Source organism: Gordonia jinghuaiqii (assembly GCF_014041935.1).
Classification (GTDB): domain Bacteria; phylum Actinomycetota; class Actinomycetes; order Mycobacteriales; family Mycobacteriaceae; genus Gordonia; species Gordonia jinghuaiqii.
Window position 1 is genome coordinate 5120337 of record NZ_CP059491.1, and the last position, 15507, is coordinate 5135843.

General features: G+C 66.4%; 13 protein-coding genes. 7 read left to right on the plus strand and 6 right to left on the minus strand.

The features are described 5' to 3' along the window. Nucleotides 1-12 precede the first annotated feature (12 nt). Complete coding sequence (locus H1R19_RS22830; RefSeq protein ID WP_188330566.1) at nt 13-771, plus strand: MerR family transcriptional regulator; 759 nt, start codon at nt 13-15, stop codon at nt 769-771. 35 nt (nt 772-806) lie between these two features. On the opposite strand, the gene H1R19_RS22835 is transcribed toward H1R19_RS22830, so the two are convergent. The 5 genes from H1R19_RS22835 to H1R19_RS22855 are packed head-to-tail and all read right to left on the minus strand — an operon-like array spanning nt 807 to nt 9408. Then, complete coding sequence (locus H1R19_RS22835) at nt 807-1574, minus strand: TetR/AcrR family transcriptional regulator (protein ID WP_219850246.1); 768 nt, start codon at nt 1572-1574, stop codon at nt 807-809. After that, nucleotides 1571-3172, minus strand: a complete 1602-nt coding sequence (locus tag H1R19_RS22840; RefSeq protein ID WP_219850247.1) for an FAD-dependent monooxygenase — start codon at nt 3170-3172, stop codon at nt 1571-1573. Before H1R19_RS22840 ends, H1R19_RS22835 begins: the two co-directional genes overlap by 4 nt. Next, nucleotides 3169-4914, minus strand: coding sequence for a (2,3-dihydroxybenzoyl)adenylate synthase (locus H1R19_RS22845; protein ID WP_244971023.1), 1746 nt, complete (start codon nt 4912-4914; stop codon nt 3169-3171). Before H1R19_RS22845 ends, H1R19_RS22840 begins: the two co-directional genes overlap by 4 nt. Nucleotides 4915-4925: 11 nt before the next feature. Beyond that, a complete protein-coding gene (locus H1R19_RS22850) occupies nt 4926-7247 on the minus strand; it encodes a hydantoinase B/oxoprolinase family protein (protein ID WP_219850249.1) in 2322 nt (773 codons plus the stop codon). Nucleotides 7248-7299: 52 nt separating this feature from the next. Further along, nucleotides 7300-9408, minus strand: a complete 2109-nt coding sequence (locus H1R19_RS22855) for a hydantoinase/oxoprolinase family protein (protein ID WP_219850250.1) — start codon at nt 9406-9408, stop codon at nt 7300-7302. 264 nt (nt 9409-9672) lie between these two features. On the opposite strand from H1R19_RS22855, the gene H1R19_RS22860 reads away from it, so the two are divergent. From H1R19_RS22860 to H1R19_RS22875, 4 genes are read left to right on the plus strand one after another with little or no spacing between them, the layout of a single operon-like run. Beyond that, on the plus strand, nt 9673-10428 hold the full coding sequence (locus H1R19_RS22860; protein ID WP_219850251.1) for a maleate cis-trans isomerase family protein: 756 nt from the start codon (nt 9673-9675) through the stop codon (nt 10426-10428). A 32-nt stretch (nt 10429-10460) separates the two neighbouring features. Then, nucleotides 10461-11123: a VOC family protein gene (locus tag H1R19_RS22865; RefSeq protein WP_219850252.1), complete on the plus strand. Its 663-nt coding sequence runs from the start codon at nt 10461-10463 to the stop codon at nt 11121-11123. After that, nucleotides 11120-11365, plus strand: a complete 246-nt coding sequence (locus H1R19_RS22870; RefSeq protein ID WP_219850253.1) for a hypothetical protein — start codon at nt 11120-11122, stop codon at nt 11363-11365. Before H1R19_RS22865 ends, H1R19_RS22870 begins: the two co-directional genes overlap by 4 nt. Next, entirely contained in the window at nt 11362-12606 is a 1245-nt protein-coding gene (locus tag H1R19_RS22875; protein ID WP_219850254.1) for an alpha/beta hydrolase, read from the plus strand. Before H1R19_RS22870 ends, H1R19_RS22875 begins: the two co-directional genes overlap by 4 nt. Before the next feature lie 27 nt (nt 12607-12633). Here H1R19_RS22875 and H1R19_RS22880 read toward each other — a convergent pair whose 3' ends face one another. Next, entirely contained in the window at nt 12634-12909 is a 276-nt protein-coding gene (locus tag H1R19_RS22880; RefSeq protein ID WP_188330567.1) for a hypothetical protein, read from the minus strand. Nucleotides 12910-13230: 321 nt separating this feature from the next. Between H1R19_RS22880 and H1R19_RS22885 the strand changes: the two genes are divergently transcribed. Continuing rightward, nucleotides 13231-13944 carry a response regulator transcription factor gene (locus H1R19_RS22885; RefSeq protein WP_244970809.1) on the plus strand — a complete coding sequence of 238 codons (714 nt, stop codon included), beginning with the start codon at nt 13231-13233 and terminating at the stop codon, nt 13942-13944. Between the two features lie 80 nt (nt 13945-14024). After that, complete coding sequence (locus H1R19_RS22890) at nt 14025-15413, plus strand: HAMP domain-containing sensor histidine kinase (protein ID WP_219850256.1); 1389 nt, start codon at nt 14025-14027, stop codon at nt 15411-15413. Nucleotides 15414-15507: the final 94 nt, after the last annotated feature.

Genomic DNA, 15507 nt, shown 5'->3' on the forward strand with positions numbered 1-15507 from the left:
GAGGGAGCCACAGTGACCGAGTACCGCATCGACGAGCTCGCCCGCGCCGCCGGAACGACGACACGAAACGTCCGGGCCTACCGTGAACGGGGTCTGCTCCCGCCTCCGGACAAACGCGGGCGGGTGGGCATCTACACCGACGCCCACCTGGCCCGGCTCCGGCTGATCGACATCCTGCTCCAGCGCGGGTACACCACCTCCCACATCGCGGATTTCATCGAAGGATGGGAGAGCGGGAAGAACCTCACGGAGGTGCTCGGACTGCAACAGGCCGTCACCGAGCCGTGGTCCAGCTCCGATGAGGGCACCACGGTGTCGGTTTCCGACGCGCGTGCGATGCTCGACGACCCCGATGGCGTGCAACTGTCCCGCCTGGTCACCTACGGTCTCGCGCGCGTGGACGGTGACCAATGCACGTTCACCGATCCGAAACTGTTACAGGGCTTTGTCTCCCTGGCCGGATACGGCTTCGGTGTCGATGCACTGATGACCATTCACGAGCGGTTGTACTCGGCCATCAACACCATTTCCAAAGACATGATCTCGACTGTCAAACAGCACATCGAGAGCAGTCACGGCCAAGGCTGGATCCCGGAGAACGACGACATCCAGCGCACCACCGAGATGTTGCAGATCATGCGAACTCTCGCGGTGGACTCGGTGAACTCGATCCTCGGTCGCACGCTGGACCAGAACCTCCAGGAACAGCTGGGCGAATACCTCCAGGTCGCCATCGACAACTCGAGACGTTCGGGCCGCAACTCCGCCTGACGGCGGGGCACCAAGCACGGCGCGCGGCGTCGGTTCTACGCCGGATCACCTCGCCCCGCAGGCCCTGACCGAGAAGGTCCGTCTCCTCGCATCTCCCTCTCGAGATACTCCAGACCCTGCCGCATCTGGGCGATGACCCGCTCGGGACCCGACACCAGACTGTCGGCATCCGGGTCGAGGACCGCGCTGACCGCCATGTCGGCGAGCTGGCGTGCCACTCGTCGATCGGACTCGGCATCCCCAGGATGGTGCCACCACGCGAGCCAGTTCAGCATTCCGACGATGCCCAGCGCCGAGACCCGCGGGTCGGCGGCGCGGAATCGGCCCGCGGCGATCCCCTCCTCCATCACCGCGACCAGTTCCTTGAGCACCCGTCGACGGCTTTGCCGGTAGGTCTCGGCGAGCTCCGGCGGGAGTTCGGCCTCGGAACGGATCAGGAGCCGGAACCGGTCCAGAGTTTGCGTCTGGTGAAGCGCGATGGACATCGCCATCTCGTGGATCTTTCCGACCGGGTCGAGGTCGCTGCGCTGATTGATCTCGTGGAGGAGCACAGCGGGTTCTTCGGCGATCTCGCTGACGAGCCGGGCGAACAACTCGTCCTTGTTGGCCACGTAGTGGTAGAGCGCCGGGCGGGTGAGGCCGGTGGCGTCGGCGATGTCCTGGAGAGTGGTGCTGGCGAGACCGCGCTCGGCGAACAGGCGGGTCGCCTGTTCCATGATCTCGCGCTCGACCAGCTCACGCCGCGAGTTGCTGCGTCCGCTCTTGGCACTGGCAGTCGGCTGCTCCGGCGTCGAGCTGGTCATAAGCGAAGAATAGTGCGTTCCACCCCGGCGGTGCGCGCGACCTCGGGCACGCCGCCGATCGCCGCGTCGTCGGCGATGTACACCAGATCGGTCCGCAGGCTCACGAGGCCGGCGACCAGGTCGTCGTGGGCTGTGCGAGGTGCCTCCACGACGACGACGGCGCCGGTCTCGCGGCGCGCGCGCTCGCCGAGATCGAGTCGTGTCAACACTGAATCGCGGTCGCCGGCGCCGGTCAGCCACAGCACGGAGCAACCGCTAGCGTCGGCGACGAGACGGTCGGCGTCCTCCCCCCACGCAGAGATCAGATCCACGTCGACGACCACCGTTCCCGGAGCTCGACGCAGCGCCTCAGGCGCGACGCGGCCCGCGAAGGTGCGGCCGCGCCGGGTGACCGGACGTTCCAGTGCCCACCGCGCGACGTCGGTGTCCGGGACATCGGCGGACTCCACTCCGGCATAGTCGGCCAGGCCCCGCTTGGCGACTTCCGGCGCGGAGGACATGAACCGCTCCAGACCCACCTTTCCCGCGCGGGTCATGTAGGCGATCATCAGTTGGTCGACCGGTATGTCGCTCCGTTCGGGGAACGACTCCCACCACTGCTCGCTACGGGCGGCGATCGACTGCAGATACTCGACACCCGGGCGGCGGGCCGCCTCGTAGGCCGACAGAGCCTCCTCGAGCGTCGACGCATCGCTCACCGCGCGGTCGAGCGCGATCGCGTCCTCCATCGCCAGCTTGGTGCCCGACCCGATCGAGTAGTGGGCGGTGTGGGCGGCGTCGCCGAGAAGCACGACGTTCCCGACATGCCACCGTTCGCATGTCACGGTCCGGAACCTCAGCCACCGCGTCCGGTTGCCGATCAACCGGTGGCCCTCGAGGGTGTCGGCGAACGCCTCCTGCAGGTAGTCCAGCGCCTTCTCGTCGCTGTCCGCAGGAGCGGTGAGCTCTGTCGACAGATCGAAGCCTGCTGCGCGCCAGGTCTTCTCATCGGTCTCGATCAGGAAGGTGCTGCGATCCGGGGCGTACGGGTAGGCATGTGCGACAAACGTCCCGTGTTGGGTCGACACCGGCGTGAAGATCGCACTCGGCAGTGCGAAATCCGTTCCACACCAGAGGTACAGACCCTCGCCCGTGGTGATGTGCGGTTGGAACGCGTCCGCGAACGCGGCGCGCGTCGCACTGTTCACGCCGTCCGCGGCGATGATCAGGTCGGCGTCGAGGTCTGCCACCGTGGCTCGGCAGTCGAACTCGAGCCGGACACCGGCTGCGGCGGCGTGGTGCTGGAGAACGTCGAGGAGTGTCGTGCGGGCGATGGCGAGCAGCTCCCCGTGCGACAGCCGGGCGACGACGCCGCCGACCTTCATCGACATCTCATGCGGATGGGACACCGCGACGATGGCGTCGAGCGAAGCGGGGTCGGCGTCACGCAGATTGCGCTGGGTCCGGGATGCGAGTCCGACGCCGAAGCCGAAAGTGGTGTCCGGCGAACCCTGTTCATACACGGTCACCTCGGCGGTGGGGTAGCTGCGCTTGAGCAGACGAGCGGCGTACAACCCGCCGGGCCCGCCGCCGAGCACGGCGATACGACTGAGTTTCATCGTTTCTTCCTCACTGGCCAGGATCGCTCGAGCTTGCCGACGATGTCTGCGCGAAGCCGCTTCTTGTCGATCTTCCCGACGTTCGTCTGCGGGAGTTCCCGCACATGTTCGAGCCGTTCGGGCCACTTGAACTTGGCCACGCCGAGCGCATCGAGATGGTCCTGGATTGTGGTCATGGCCAACGGTTCCCCGTCGACGGTCACCAGATAGGCGCATGTCCGCTCACCGAGGCGCGGGTCGGGCATCGCCACGACCGCCGCGTTGGCGACCTTCGGATGTGCGACGAGCAGCTGTTCCACCTCTTCGGCGTTGATCTTCTCCCCGCCGCGGTTGATGAGGTCCTTGATCCGGCCCTCGATCGACAGGTACCGCACGCCGGCGATGCTCACCATCGTCGCCAGATCCCCGGTTCGATAGAAGCCGTCGGAGGTGAAAGCGGTCTGGTTGTGCTCCGCTGCATCGAAATAGCCCGGGATCGTGTACGGGCCGCGGCAGGACAGTTCTCCGACCTCGCCGTCGTCGACCTCGGTCTCGCTCCCGGGTTCGAGGATGCGGATTTCGTCTCCACCGGCGATCGGTGTCCCGACGGTGGCGAGGCGGGCGCGCGTCGGCGCGTCGTGCGGGGACACGGTGAACAATCCCTCCGACATCCCGAACAACTGCCCGGCCCAGCGGTTGTCACCGTCGTCGGCCCGATCGAACAGCTCGCTGCCGACCTTGGCACCGGAGAGGATCACGTTGCGCAGGTACGGGCGCGGTTCGTCGAACGCCGGGCTCGTCACCGCCTGATAGTGGCCGTGACCGATCAGGACGTCGGTCGCCCGCTCACGTGCCATGAGCGGGAAGGCGCTCGAGACGTCAGCCGTGGCGAGGATCAGGCATGCACCCACCGAGTGCGCGGCGTGGAGGCCGCAACTGATGCCCGCGTTGTGGATGATCGGGATCAGGTGGGCGACGCGCGTGTCCGCTGTCCAGCCGAGCCGGCGCGCATACAGCCGCGCGTTGTCCCAGTACTCGACGTGGAGTCGTGGGATCACCTTGGGCACACCGGTTGTCCCCCCGGAGAGCTGGAAGACACACACGTCCAGCGGGTCGATCCCCGCCTGAACCTGCACGACCCGCTCCCGCGCCACGTCCGGCGCGATGTCTGTCCCCAGTGTCTTCACCGCCGCGGTCCCACCTCCGGCCACCTCGCCGGCACCGTGCGGCATGCCGATGGTCAGGATCGTGCGCAGCGTCGGGTGCCCCTGTGCCTGTGTTCGCGCGAAGTCGACGAGGTCGAACGACAGACCCGCCTCGACGACATGGCCGACCGCGCCGACCACCCGGGAGATGTGCCCGATCTCGTGACCCCGATGAGCTGCGAGCGTCGCCACCGGCACCAAACCTGCTTTGAGACACGCGTACCAGACGAGGACCGTCTCCAACCGATTGGTCGCCTGGAAGAGCACCGGATCCCCGGGCGCCAGTCCTTGGTCGAGCAGGGCGACGGCCATCTGATCCGTCCGAACCCCCAACTCGCCGTAAGTCACCGCCGCCACATCCGTGACGACCGCGGGACGCTCGGGATGGAGCTCGACGGTGTCCTGCAACCGTGTGGCCAACGGCCGGTCGGTCCACTCCCCCGACCGGCGGTACGTCTCCGCCCGGTCACCGGGGTACCCGACCAGCCGATCACCCCACCGGGAACGGCCGGTCAGTGGAGTCCGCGCAACCGACTCCGGCGACGTAGGTGTGCACATGGACGACACGGTCATCGACCTGCCACCGCCGGGAGCAGCTGGGCGAGTTCGGCGACACGGTCGGGATGGTCGACGGGCACGATGCCCGAGTAGATCGCGGTGAAGCACCCGGGGCAACACTGCTGACGGAACACGATCTCGGTGTCTACGTACTCGCCGGGGGCGGACGTGACCTGCGGGCCGGCGTCACTCGACGGACCGTCGTACCGCGCGAGATCCAGTCGTCCGGACTTGCTGTCGCCCAGAAGCCTTCCGCAGTGGGCGCATCCGACGACGCGTGAGTCGCCGATGGTGGCCTCGACGAGGTTGTCGTCGAGCCGCCGCGCGCGTTCGAGGTCGATGGTCGCCTCTTGGCTTGCGGGGATCTCGGACCTGCTGCGGCGCAGCTCGCGCAGTTCCGTTCGTTTGGCCTCGGTGCGGGCGTCGTCGACCTCCCCGCCGGCGAGCACCACTCCGTACCCCTCGCTCGCCCCGGCCATGGTCACCTTGCCGTTGCGCACATCGGCCGCGACGGCCTCGGGCTCGCGACGCAGCGGGTCACCGTAACCCCCGCCGCCCTGCCAGTGCATGTAGAGCACCTCGCCGGGCGCGAGGTAGCTCTCCGCGTAGCAGGCACCGATCTCCTTCGAGCCCGCGAGATCGTCGAGGTCTCCGGGAATCTTCCCCTGCGCCAACAGGTCCTGCACGCCCGAGTCGCGGGCCAGGATCTCCAGACCCGTGTTGCCGGGCAGGCCGCCGGCCAGGCCGGAGTTCTGCGCGACGGCCTTACCGGCCGAGGCGAACACGAGTCCCATCGGCAGGCTGGTGCCGTACGGGGTGACCGCCAGCGACGCCGACACACCTCCCCGGTGGCGTCCGGGGCCGCCGGAGTCGGGTTCCTCGCGTCGCCACAGGGTGAGCAGAGGATAGAGGAACTCAGTCATCTCGGTGTCGGGGATGCGGCCCATCGGGATGCAGAACAACCCGCCGGTGTCCATGCCGTCGGCGACGGGACGCGCCCCGTAGCCACCCGCCATCGGCTCCATCATGATGTTGAGGAACGGCACCGGTTGTTCGCCGCGTTCGTCGAGGCCGGCGACGACGGCGGTGTCCCAGGTACCACAGCACGACGCCGCGACGTTCTTGCCGAACTCGAGGTGACGGTCGAGCATCTGGGCCAGACATTCGGCGATCAGATTGCCGGTCAGCCACGCCGGACCGATCGGCCCGCGGCTCACCGCTGCCGGGAAGGTGGCGTTGTTGATAGTCCCTTCCTCGGCGATGAGGTCGAAGCATCGCATCAGGCCGCCGGCGGACCACGGGATGTCGCCGGCGAGGATGGGCAGCAGCGCGAGCATCACGCCGCCACGCATACCGGCGTAGGTGCAGTTGATGACGCCGGTCTGCGCGTCGGTGCCGGTGAAGTCGAACTCCAGATGGTCGTCCCTCTTGGTCATCGCGACCGTGATCTTGTGCACCTCGCGGTCGCCCGTCTGGGCCTGGTCCTGATAGCCGGTCGCATGCCACGTGCCATTCGGCAGATCACTGAGCTTGGCGCGCAACCGGCCCTCGGCGTCGGACATCATCCGCTTCATCACGGCCTTGACCGTGTCGGCGCCGTACTGCTCGATGACCGCGAGCAGGCGATCGCGGCCGACACTGTTGGCGCCGATCTTGGCCCGCAGGTCCAGTCCGACGAGCATGGGGACCCGGCTGCGCCGAACCCAGACGTCGGCCACGTCGCGCTGCAGCTCGAAATCGCGCACCACCTTGATCGGGGGCGTCGGAAGTGACTCGGAGAAAACATCTTTGGCGGCCGGGTCGAAGGAGCCCAGGCCCGACCCACCGAGGTCGGGTTCGTGGCAGATCGCACTGGTCCAGGCGAACAGCTTGCCCTCGTGGAAGACCGGCTGGTAGACGATCACGTCGCTCTGGTGCAGGCCGCCGCCGACCCAGGGGTCATTGCACAGGAACATGTCGCCCTCGGCGATCCCGGGGTTGAGCGATCGGTTCTGCAGGGTCCAGTAGATCGCGAGGTCGACCGCACCCACGAGCATCGTGTTGTAGAGCCCGACCTGGACCTCCTGGCCGATCTCGTCGCTGATGGCGAAGTCGAAATCGTTGGCGTCGGTGACGATCGGCGAACCGGACATGCGCTTGAGCGCCTCACCCATCTCGTCGGTGACCGACCAGAGGCGATGCCGGATGACCTCGTAGGTCAGCGGGTCGAGGGCGTCGATCTGCTCCTGAGAGACGGTGTGGACGGGTAGCGATGGCGGCAACGACCGGGCGAGGGCGTCGAGATCCGTCGGGCGGCTGGAGAAGACCTCCGAGCCGGGGATGGGTGCGGTCATGAGTGCAGCTCCTGTGGCGCTTGCTGATGGTCGGTCGGGAGATGTCGGTGCGTCACGACGCGTCGACGGTGATGGTCAGGTTGCCGAGACGATCGATCTCGCCGGTGGTGTCATGCGGCACGACGACGGTCGTGGTCGGCACCTCGATGACGGCGGGGCCGCGGATGATGTGACCGGCCCGCAGACCCGCGTAGTCGTAGATGTCGGTGTCGACGAATCCGCGGCGTCCGTCTAGACAGACCTTGCGGACACCGACATGCGCCGAACTCGGATCCGCGGAGTCCGCAGTTGCCAGTTCCGGCAGCCCCGGGGAGAAGGGCAGCACGCCGGTCCCGCGCACGCGGTAGGTGATCGCCTGGATGCCGGCCTCCCGGAATCCGCTGTCCTTACCGTACAGATCGGCATACCGCGCTTCGAAAGCCGCTGCAGCACCGACGATCTCGGTAGAGGTCAGCGATCCTTCCGGCAGCGGTGTCGCGACCTCGGCCAACTGCATGGTGTAGCGCATGTCGATCTCGCGCTCGATCTCGACCGAGGCGAAGTGCAACCCCTGACGATCGAGCTGGCCGCGCACCTGCTCCTCGAGGATCTTGAAGTTCTCCTCCACCCGGGCCGGGTCGAGCGGCATGGCAGCCGGGTCGGAGAGTTCCTTGGCGAGAACGATGTTCGACGACGCGAGGCCGTAGGCAGAGAACGCGGAGGCCACCTGTCCCAGCGGTACGACGACGCGTGAGACCCCGATCTCCTGCGCGTAGAGGCCGCAGTGCGCCGGTCCCGAACCACCGAAGGCGTAGACGATGAAATTGCGGGGGTCGTGCCCGGCCTCGACGACGGTCTTGCGCAGCAGGTCCCCGGTCTGGGCGTTCTGCACCGCGAAGATCGCCGCGGCGGCGTCCTCCACCGACAGACCCAACGGGTCGGCGATCCGTGTTCGGATGGCCTCCCGCGCCAGGTGGAGGTTGAGTGCCTTGCGGCCACCCAGCAATCCGCGCTCAGGGAGAATCCCGAGCACCAGGTTCGCGTCGGTGTTGGTGGGCTCGGTGCCGCCCTGTCCGTAACACGCCGGTCCCGGTACGGCCTGTGCACTGTGGGGACCGATCTGGAGGTTCCCACCGGCGTCGAGCCAGGCGATCGCGCCACCGCCGGCGCCGATCGCGTGGACCTCGAGACTGGGAACGTTGATGGGGTGGTGGTTGATGATCGTGGTGGAGGAGCGCACCGGTTCGCCATCGACGATCAGGCCGACGAGGAACGTCGTGCCGCCGGCGTCGGTGGCGATGATGTTGTCGTGGCCCAGCTGGCGGCCCAGGGACACTGATCCGACCACACCACCGGTGAGGACCGAGCCCACCGTGGAGATCGCATTGCCCGGCGCCTCGGCGGCGGCAACCGCTCCCCCGTTGCTCTGCATCACCAAAAGCGGCCCGGACAAGCGGTGCTCGCGCAGTCGGCCTTCGAGTTCACCCAGGTAGTCGCGGAGACCGGGCCCGATCTGGGTGCTCATGATGGTCGTCGCGTTGCGCGCGAACTCCCGGATGCGGGGGCTGACCTCGCTCGACAGCGAGACGAACACCGATGGGTCGATTTCCTGCACGATCTCGCGAATGCGTTGCTCGTGGGACGGGTTGCGGAACGACCACAGCAGCGACACGGCGATGGCCGAGATGCCCTCGTCGAGAAGCGTGCGGACCGCCGTGCGCACCTCGTCCTCGTCGAGCTCGACGACCACACGTCCGTCGCGATCGACCCGCTCGGTGACCTCGAGTGCGTGTCGTTTGTGGATCAGTCCGTGAGACTTGCTCTGCGCCATCACGTTCTGCAGTTGCTCAGGTGAACGACCGAGGTAACGGCCCTCGACGTTCATGATGAAGATCGAGTCCCGGTGCCCCTTGGTGGTGATGAACCCGACGTCGGGCACACGGCCCATCACCAGGGCGTTCAACGAGGACGTGGTGCCGTGAGCGATGTGGTGTGTGTCGGCGAGCATGTCGTCGAGCGGGCGCCCGAGTTGCTCGGCGAGCACGGCCAGGACGTCCATCACGCCTTCTGAATAGTCCGGTGGAGTCGAGGGCGCTTTCCCCGCGACCACCAAACCCTTGCCGTCATCGAGGACGGCGTCGGTGAACGTCCCGCCGACGTCCACGCCGATCACGTATGCCATGGCCAGGTACTCCTTTGTTGTCCGGGCCGCGAAGCCCACCACGTGTTTACGTTGGCGTTGAGTATTCGACGTCGATGACCAGGTGTCAAGCATGTTCTGTGATGTCAGTCACCGAATGATCCCACCTTCTGCGACATCTGCCCAGCTCAGCGTGCCCTCAGGCGACTTCTTGACTAATCGTCGTCCACGTCGAATAATCGTCGTCAGCGTCAACTCGGCGTGGATCGGCCAGCCACTGCGGCCGAAATCGAAAGGACCGCACACATGGGTGTCCACCGCATCGGCCTCGTGGTGCCGAGCTCGAACGTCACTGTCGAAACCGAGATGCCGGCACTGCTCAACCGGCATCCGGCTTCGGAGTTCTCGTTTCACTCGACCCGGATGAGAATGCACACGGTCTCCCCCGAGCAGCTCGCGGCGATGAACGCCCAGCGTGAGCGCTGCGTTCTCGAGATCGCCGACGCGTCCCCCGACGCGATCCTCTATGCGTGTCTGGTCGCCCTGATGGTCGGCGGGCCCGGGGAGCATCAGCGCGTCGAGAGTGCCGTCGCCGAGCAACTTGCGACCGGCGGCTCGGAGGCGATCATCCGGTCGAGCGCGGGCGCGCTCACCGAGGCCCTCCGGGCGCTCGGAGCCACGCGGATCGCGCTCGTCACGCCCTACCTACGGCCGCTCGCCGAGAAGGTCGTCGAGTATCTCGACGCCGAGGGATTCGAGGTCATGGACTGGCGAGCCCTCGAGGTCGCCGACAACGCCGAGGTGGGCTGCATCCCCGGTGAGCGCGTCATGGCTGCCGCGCGGTCTCTCGACCTCACCGGCGTCGATGCCCTCGTGCTCTCCTGCTGCGTCCAGATGCCGTCGCTCGGGTTGATCGACGACGCCGAGCGCGAATTCGGCCTGCCCGTTCTGTCGGCAGCGACGGCCGGCGCCTACAGCATCCTCCGCGGCCTCGGCCTCACGGCCGCCATCGAGGGAGCCGGCAGCCTCCTGCGTGCCGACCTCGCCACCGTCCCCGCCTGAAAGCTCTTTCATCGATCAACTGGAGACACACCATGAGTCAACTCCCCCACAAGGTTCGGGGCGTCGATCACGTCGCCTACCCCACGTTCGATCCGGGCGGCACCGTCCGCTTCTACCGCGACGTACTCGGATTTCCGGTGGTGCACTCGATCTGCGCCGCCGGCTGGGGGCCCGACAAACATCCCGACTTCATCCACTTCTTCTTCGACATCGGCAACGACGACCGGCTGGCGTTCTTCTACTACTTCGGCCTAGAACCCTACGCCGGAGGACCACAGGGTGATTCGTACTCCCGCTTCGCCGAGGACGTGCCGATCTGGTTCATCCGGTCCCGACACCTGGCCATCCACGTCGACGACGAGGCCGACCTGCTGGAGTACCGGCGCCGGCTGGATGCCAGCGAATGGCCCGTGGAGATGCAGATCCAGCACGAGACGATCGAATCGATCTACACCCACGACCCCAACGGCTACATGATCGAGATCACCCGCGCGATGCGACCGGTCACCCCACAGGAGGACCTCGACGCCAACCTCACCATCGAGGCCTTGATAGACGTGGTGTCGCAACCGAATCCGAGCATGGATGCACTACTCGCCCGCAAGGCGGAGCGGATCGTCGAACGGGCCGCTGCGTGGCAGCTGGCACAGGACGGCGGCCAAGCCCGGGCCGCTGAGGCGGTGGCGGCCCGATGACCACCCTGTTCATCCTCGACGTTCCCGAGAACAAGCCGGTCGCCGCCGTCGCGGGCGAGGATCCCGGCGTTTCCGTCGACCACCTCGGACCATACTTCCGGATCACCTCCGATGCGGCCATCGTCATCGACCGACGGTCGACCGGCTGCCGCCACGCCGTCTGGTACAGCAGCGTCGCCGGCCTCGCCGACTCCCGGATCACCCAGTGGGACAAGGACGCACTGAAGGTCGAACCGCGATGAGCGTGACCACCCCCGGTACCGACAGTCTTGGCGCGGGACGCTACATCGAGGCCGCCGAACAACCCACCGAGACCACCACGTCGGTCCACGAACTGTCGACCGCCGACGGTGCAAAGGTCACCGGCGTGCTCCGGAAGGTCCCGGGTGCCACCACGGTGGTCGCACTCATGCACCCCCGACAGGACCTGACCCACCACGTGCTGGTACCCGAACTGCTCGCACGTGGCTTCGACGTGTGGACGCAGGGCACTCGGTCGGTCAACAACGATGTCAACCTCGTCCACGAACAGGCGATCCTCGACGTCGCCGCGGGCCAGGTGTTTCTGCGCGACAAAGCCTTCGGCGCAGTCATCACGCTCGGCCACTCCGGGGGCGGCACGCTGTTCGCGTTCTACCACGAGCAGGCGGGCCGGTCGCCCGACGACCGCTTGACTCAGACACCCGCGGGCCGGCCGGTCGACCTGGCCGGCGCCGACATGCCGGTTCCCGACGGCACGATCTTCCTGGCCCCGCACCCAGGTCAGGGTGAACTGCTTCTGCGGCTCATCGATCCGTCGGTGACCGATGAGAACGACCCGCTCAGCGCCGATCCGACCCTGAATCCCTTCGATCCCGCCAACGGTTTCGCCGAACCACCCGAATCAGCCTCGTACTCTGCGGAATTCGTCGGCCGATACCGCGCGGCACAACGTGCGCGGGTGGAACGCCTCGACGCGATCGCGCGGGCTCACGTCGCCCAGACCGCCGCTGCCCGTGCCCGATTCGCCGAGAGCCACGACCCGACTGATCGTCGGGCCGCGCTCGCTCCCCGGGTGATGACGGTGTACCGCACCGATGCCGACCTGCGCTTCGTGGACCTGTCGCTGAGTCCCAACGACCGCCCCTACGGATCCCTGTTCGGCCGGCGACCCGACCTCACTGACTACGGTCTGGTCGGCTTCGGTCGATTGGCGACCCCCGACGCGTGGTTGTCGACGTGGTCGGGTCTTTCGAGCAATGCCGGCTTTCTCCGCTGCGCGCCGGGGGTTCGCGTGCCCGCTCTCTTTGTCGAGTTAACCGGCGATCAGGCGTGTTTCCCCGAGGACGCCATGGCGATGGTGAACGCCCTCGGCGCGGACGATGTGACCCACGTCCGCGTCGAGGGGACCCACTTCGGCGGCCCGATCCGGCACGGTGCCCCGACCGGGGCGAGTCTGGCCGCAGCCGAGATCGGCGGGTGGATCGCGGATCGCTTCTCGTAAGGCGCGTCAGCGATTCTGCTCGGGCGGTCAGCTCTTCGCGAGCACCGCACGGTAGCTGAGGAAACCGAGGTAGCCCCCGAGCCCGACCAGCCCGAACTTGCGGGTGCGCGGCGACACCAACGCCAACCCGATCGCGGTCTCGCACGCACCGTTGCGGTAGGTCCAGGAGGTGGTGTCGTCGGGGAAGATCGGGGCCGTGATCGGCGCGAACAGCTCGGGCTTGGCGAAGTGCGTCAGACCTACTGCGGCGAGTCCACCTCCCACGAGCGAGACGATGTCCAGCGATCCTGTGCGAGCGGCCATTCCGGTGTTCCCTTCGTTGAGGTTTCGGTGCGTCGGGGTGATCGTATGCGACCGGTCGAGGGTGGCATCGGGATCGAACGCTCGTCAACACCAGTGGCCGCCTACGCGAAGTTCATGCGACGGTAATCGACACTCCGAGTTATGGGCAGCTCGTCGACGCATGCGGTCGGCATCGTCGAGCCACGTAGGGCACATTACCCAGTCGCACAAGCGCTGCTTGACCGTGGACTCGGAGCGACCTGACGCAGGTCTCGGCTTGGTGCCGGAGGGGCACGCGTGGTGCACGCGTGGTATCAGTGCATGACGACTTATCCTCGACATGTGCGTAAAGACGCGACTCAGCCGCTCCCCACGATTCTCGTCGTCGACGATGAACAGTCCATCCGCAACTTGTTGCGCATGGCCCTGCGGATGAGTGGTTTTCAGGTGATCGAAGCGTCCGACGGGAGAACCGCACTCGGCCTGGCGGCCAGGGCCGCCCCGGACCTGCTCGTCCTGGACGTCAGGTTGCCCGATCTCGACGGTTTCTCGCTGGCGAAGGCGCTGCGTGCCGGCGGAAACGACGTCCCGATCCTGTTCCTGACAGCACGGGGTACCCAGCAGGATCGCATCGAAGGGCTCGAGTCCGGTGGCGATGATTTCGTCGTCAAGCCCTTCAGCATCGCGGAGGTCGTCCTGCGCATACGGGCCATCTTGCGGCGAACCCGCGGTGAGGACACATCGAGCTCTCGACTCGTGTACCACGATCTCGAGATCGATCTCGATGCCCATCGGGTGTTCCGCGGCGGGGATGAGATATGGCTTTCGGCAACAGAATTCAATGTCCTCGAGTGCCTGACCCGCAACGTGGAGAAGGTCATGAGCAAGAACCAGATCTTCGAATACGTGTGGGGACACGGCGACGGTCAGAACGAGCGAGTGGTACAGACCTTTGTCAGCCAACTCCGACGGAAAGTCGACCATGCCCGGTCTCCACTCATCCACACGGTCCGGGGCATCGGATACACGATCCGCACTGAGCCCACACGGTTGTGAGAGTGCTTCATAGACCATCGGATTGGAGCATCCGGTCCCGGCTGGTCGCTGTCCTCACGGCCGTCACGGTCGTCGGGTTCGTGACCTTCGGGACGATCAACAGCCTGATATTGGAGCAGATCCAGGTTGTTCGAATCGACAGCCAACTCAACGTGATAGCCAACGACATCAGTGGTTCCGAACAACCACTACCGAGGTCGCTACCGGATGAAGATCAGGCTCCCTCGGAGTTCCGCCTCATGTACTTCGACAGCGATGGCAGAGTTGTGAGCCGCCTCGGTGCGCCGGTGGGGAAGAGTACATATCCTCGGTTACCGGACATGAACATCGACGCCGTTCGGGATCAAGGCCCAACGGTGTTCACCGTTCGCGACGAGCAATCCGGCGTGCGGTGGCGGGTACGCACATTCGTGCTTCCGGCATCCACGACGGAAAACTCGGCCGGGACCGCGGCAGTGGCCATCTCGATGGAGACCGCGGACGGCACGATCGCCTGGCTGCGGTCGATCGCACTCATCGTGGGAGCTGTTCTGCTCATCGGGATGACGCTGGTGGCCACTGTGGTGGTACGGATCGGACTCCGCCCGCTGAAAAGTATCGAACTCGCGGCGACATCGATCGCCGAAGGTGGCGACTTGGAACGGCGGGTTTCTCTCGACGGAGGAACCGAGGTCGCCCGTCTCGGGGCCGCGTTCAACACCATGCTGGATCGCTTGGCCGACGCCATGCAACAACTGGCGGGCTCCGAAGAGCGGATGAGGACCTTCATCGCCGATGCATCGCATGATCTTCGGACACCTCTGACAGCGATCCGCGGGTACGCCGAACTCTATCGGTATGGCGCTCCTGATGAAGCAACGCGCACCGCGCTCGTCGCGCAGATCGAGACGGCTGCGGTGAGAATGGGCCGACTGGTCGACGACCTGATGGAACTCGCTGAGTACGACGCCCGACCTGCTCTCAGCTTTGCCGACATGGATATCGCACAGACAGCCCGCGACGCGGTCGATGAGGCGCGCTCCGGGGCTCCGGGCCGTGACCTGACGATCTCCGGGGCCGAGGAGCCCGTGGTCGTTCGCGGCGACGACGCGGCGTTGCGACGGGTCTTCAGCAACCTGATCGCAAACGCGCTCATCCATACTGATGACGCAATCCACGTCGCGATCGCCTTGCCGGGCGAGTTCGACCGATTCGCCCAGGTGCCGGTGCGGGCCCGCGCCGGCACGCAAGGGTACGTCGCCGACGGCGTGAAGATATACGTCAGTGACGACGGACCAGGTATTCCTGTGGAGAAATCCTCGTATGTCTTCGAGCGCTTCTACCAGGAGGACGACTCGCGCGAGCGCGGCGCCGGGTCTGGCCTGGGCCTGGCCATCGTGACCACCATCCTCGATGCCCATGGCGGTCGTATCGAGTTGCTCGACACACACCGCGGGACGACTTTCCGGATCGTTCTGCCGTACGGCTGACAGCAAACTCCAAGGCTCGCCGAACAGTCTCCGAAGGTTCATCATCTTTACTTGTTTCAGTGGTGGTTGCGGTACCGCCGACGCGCGGAGGCGC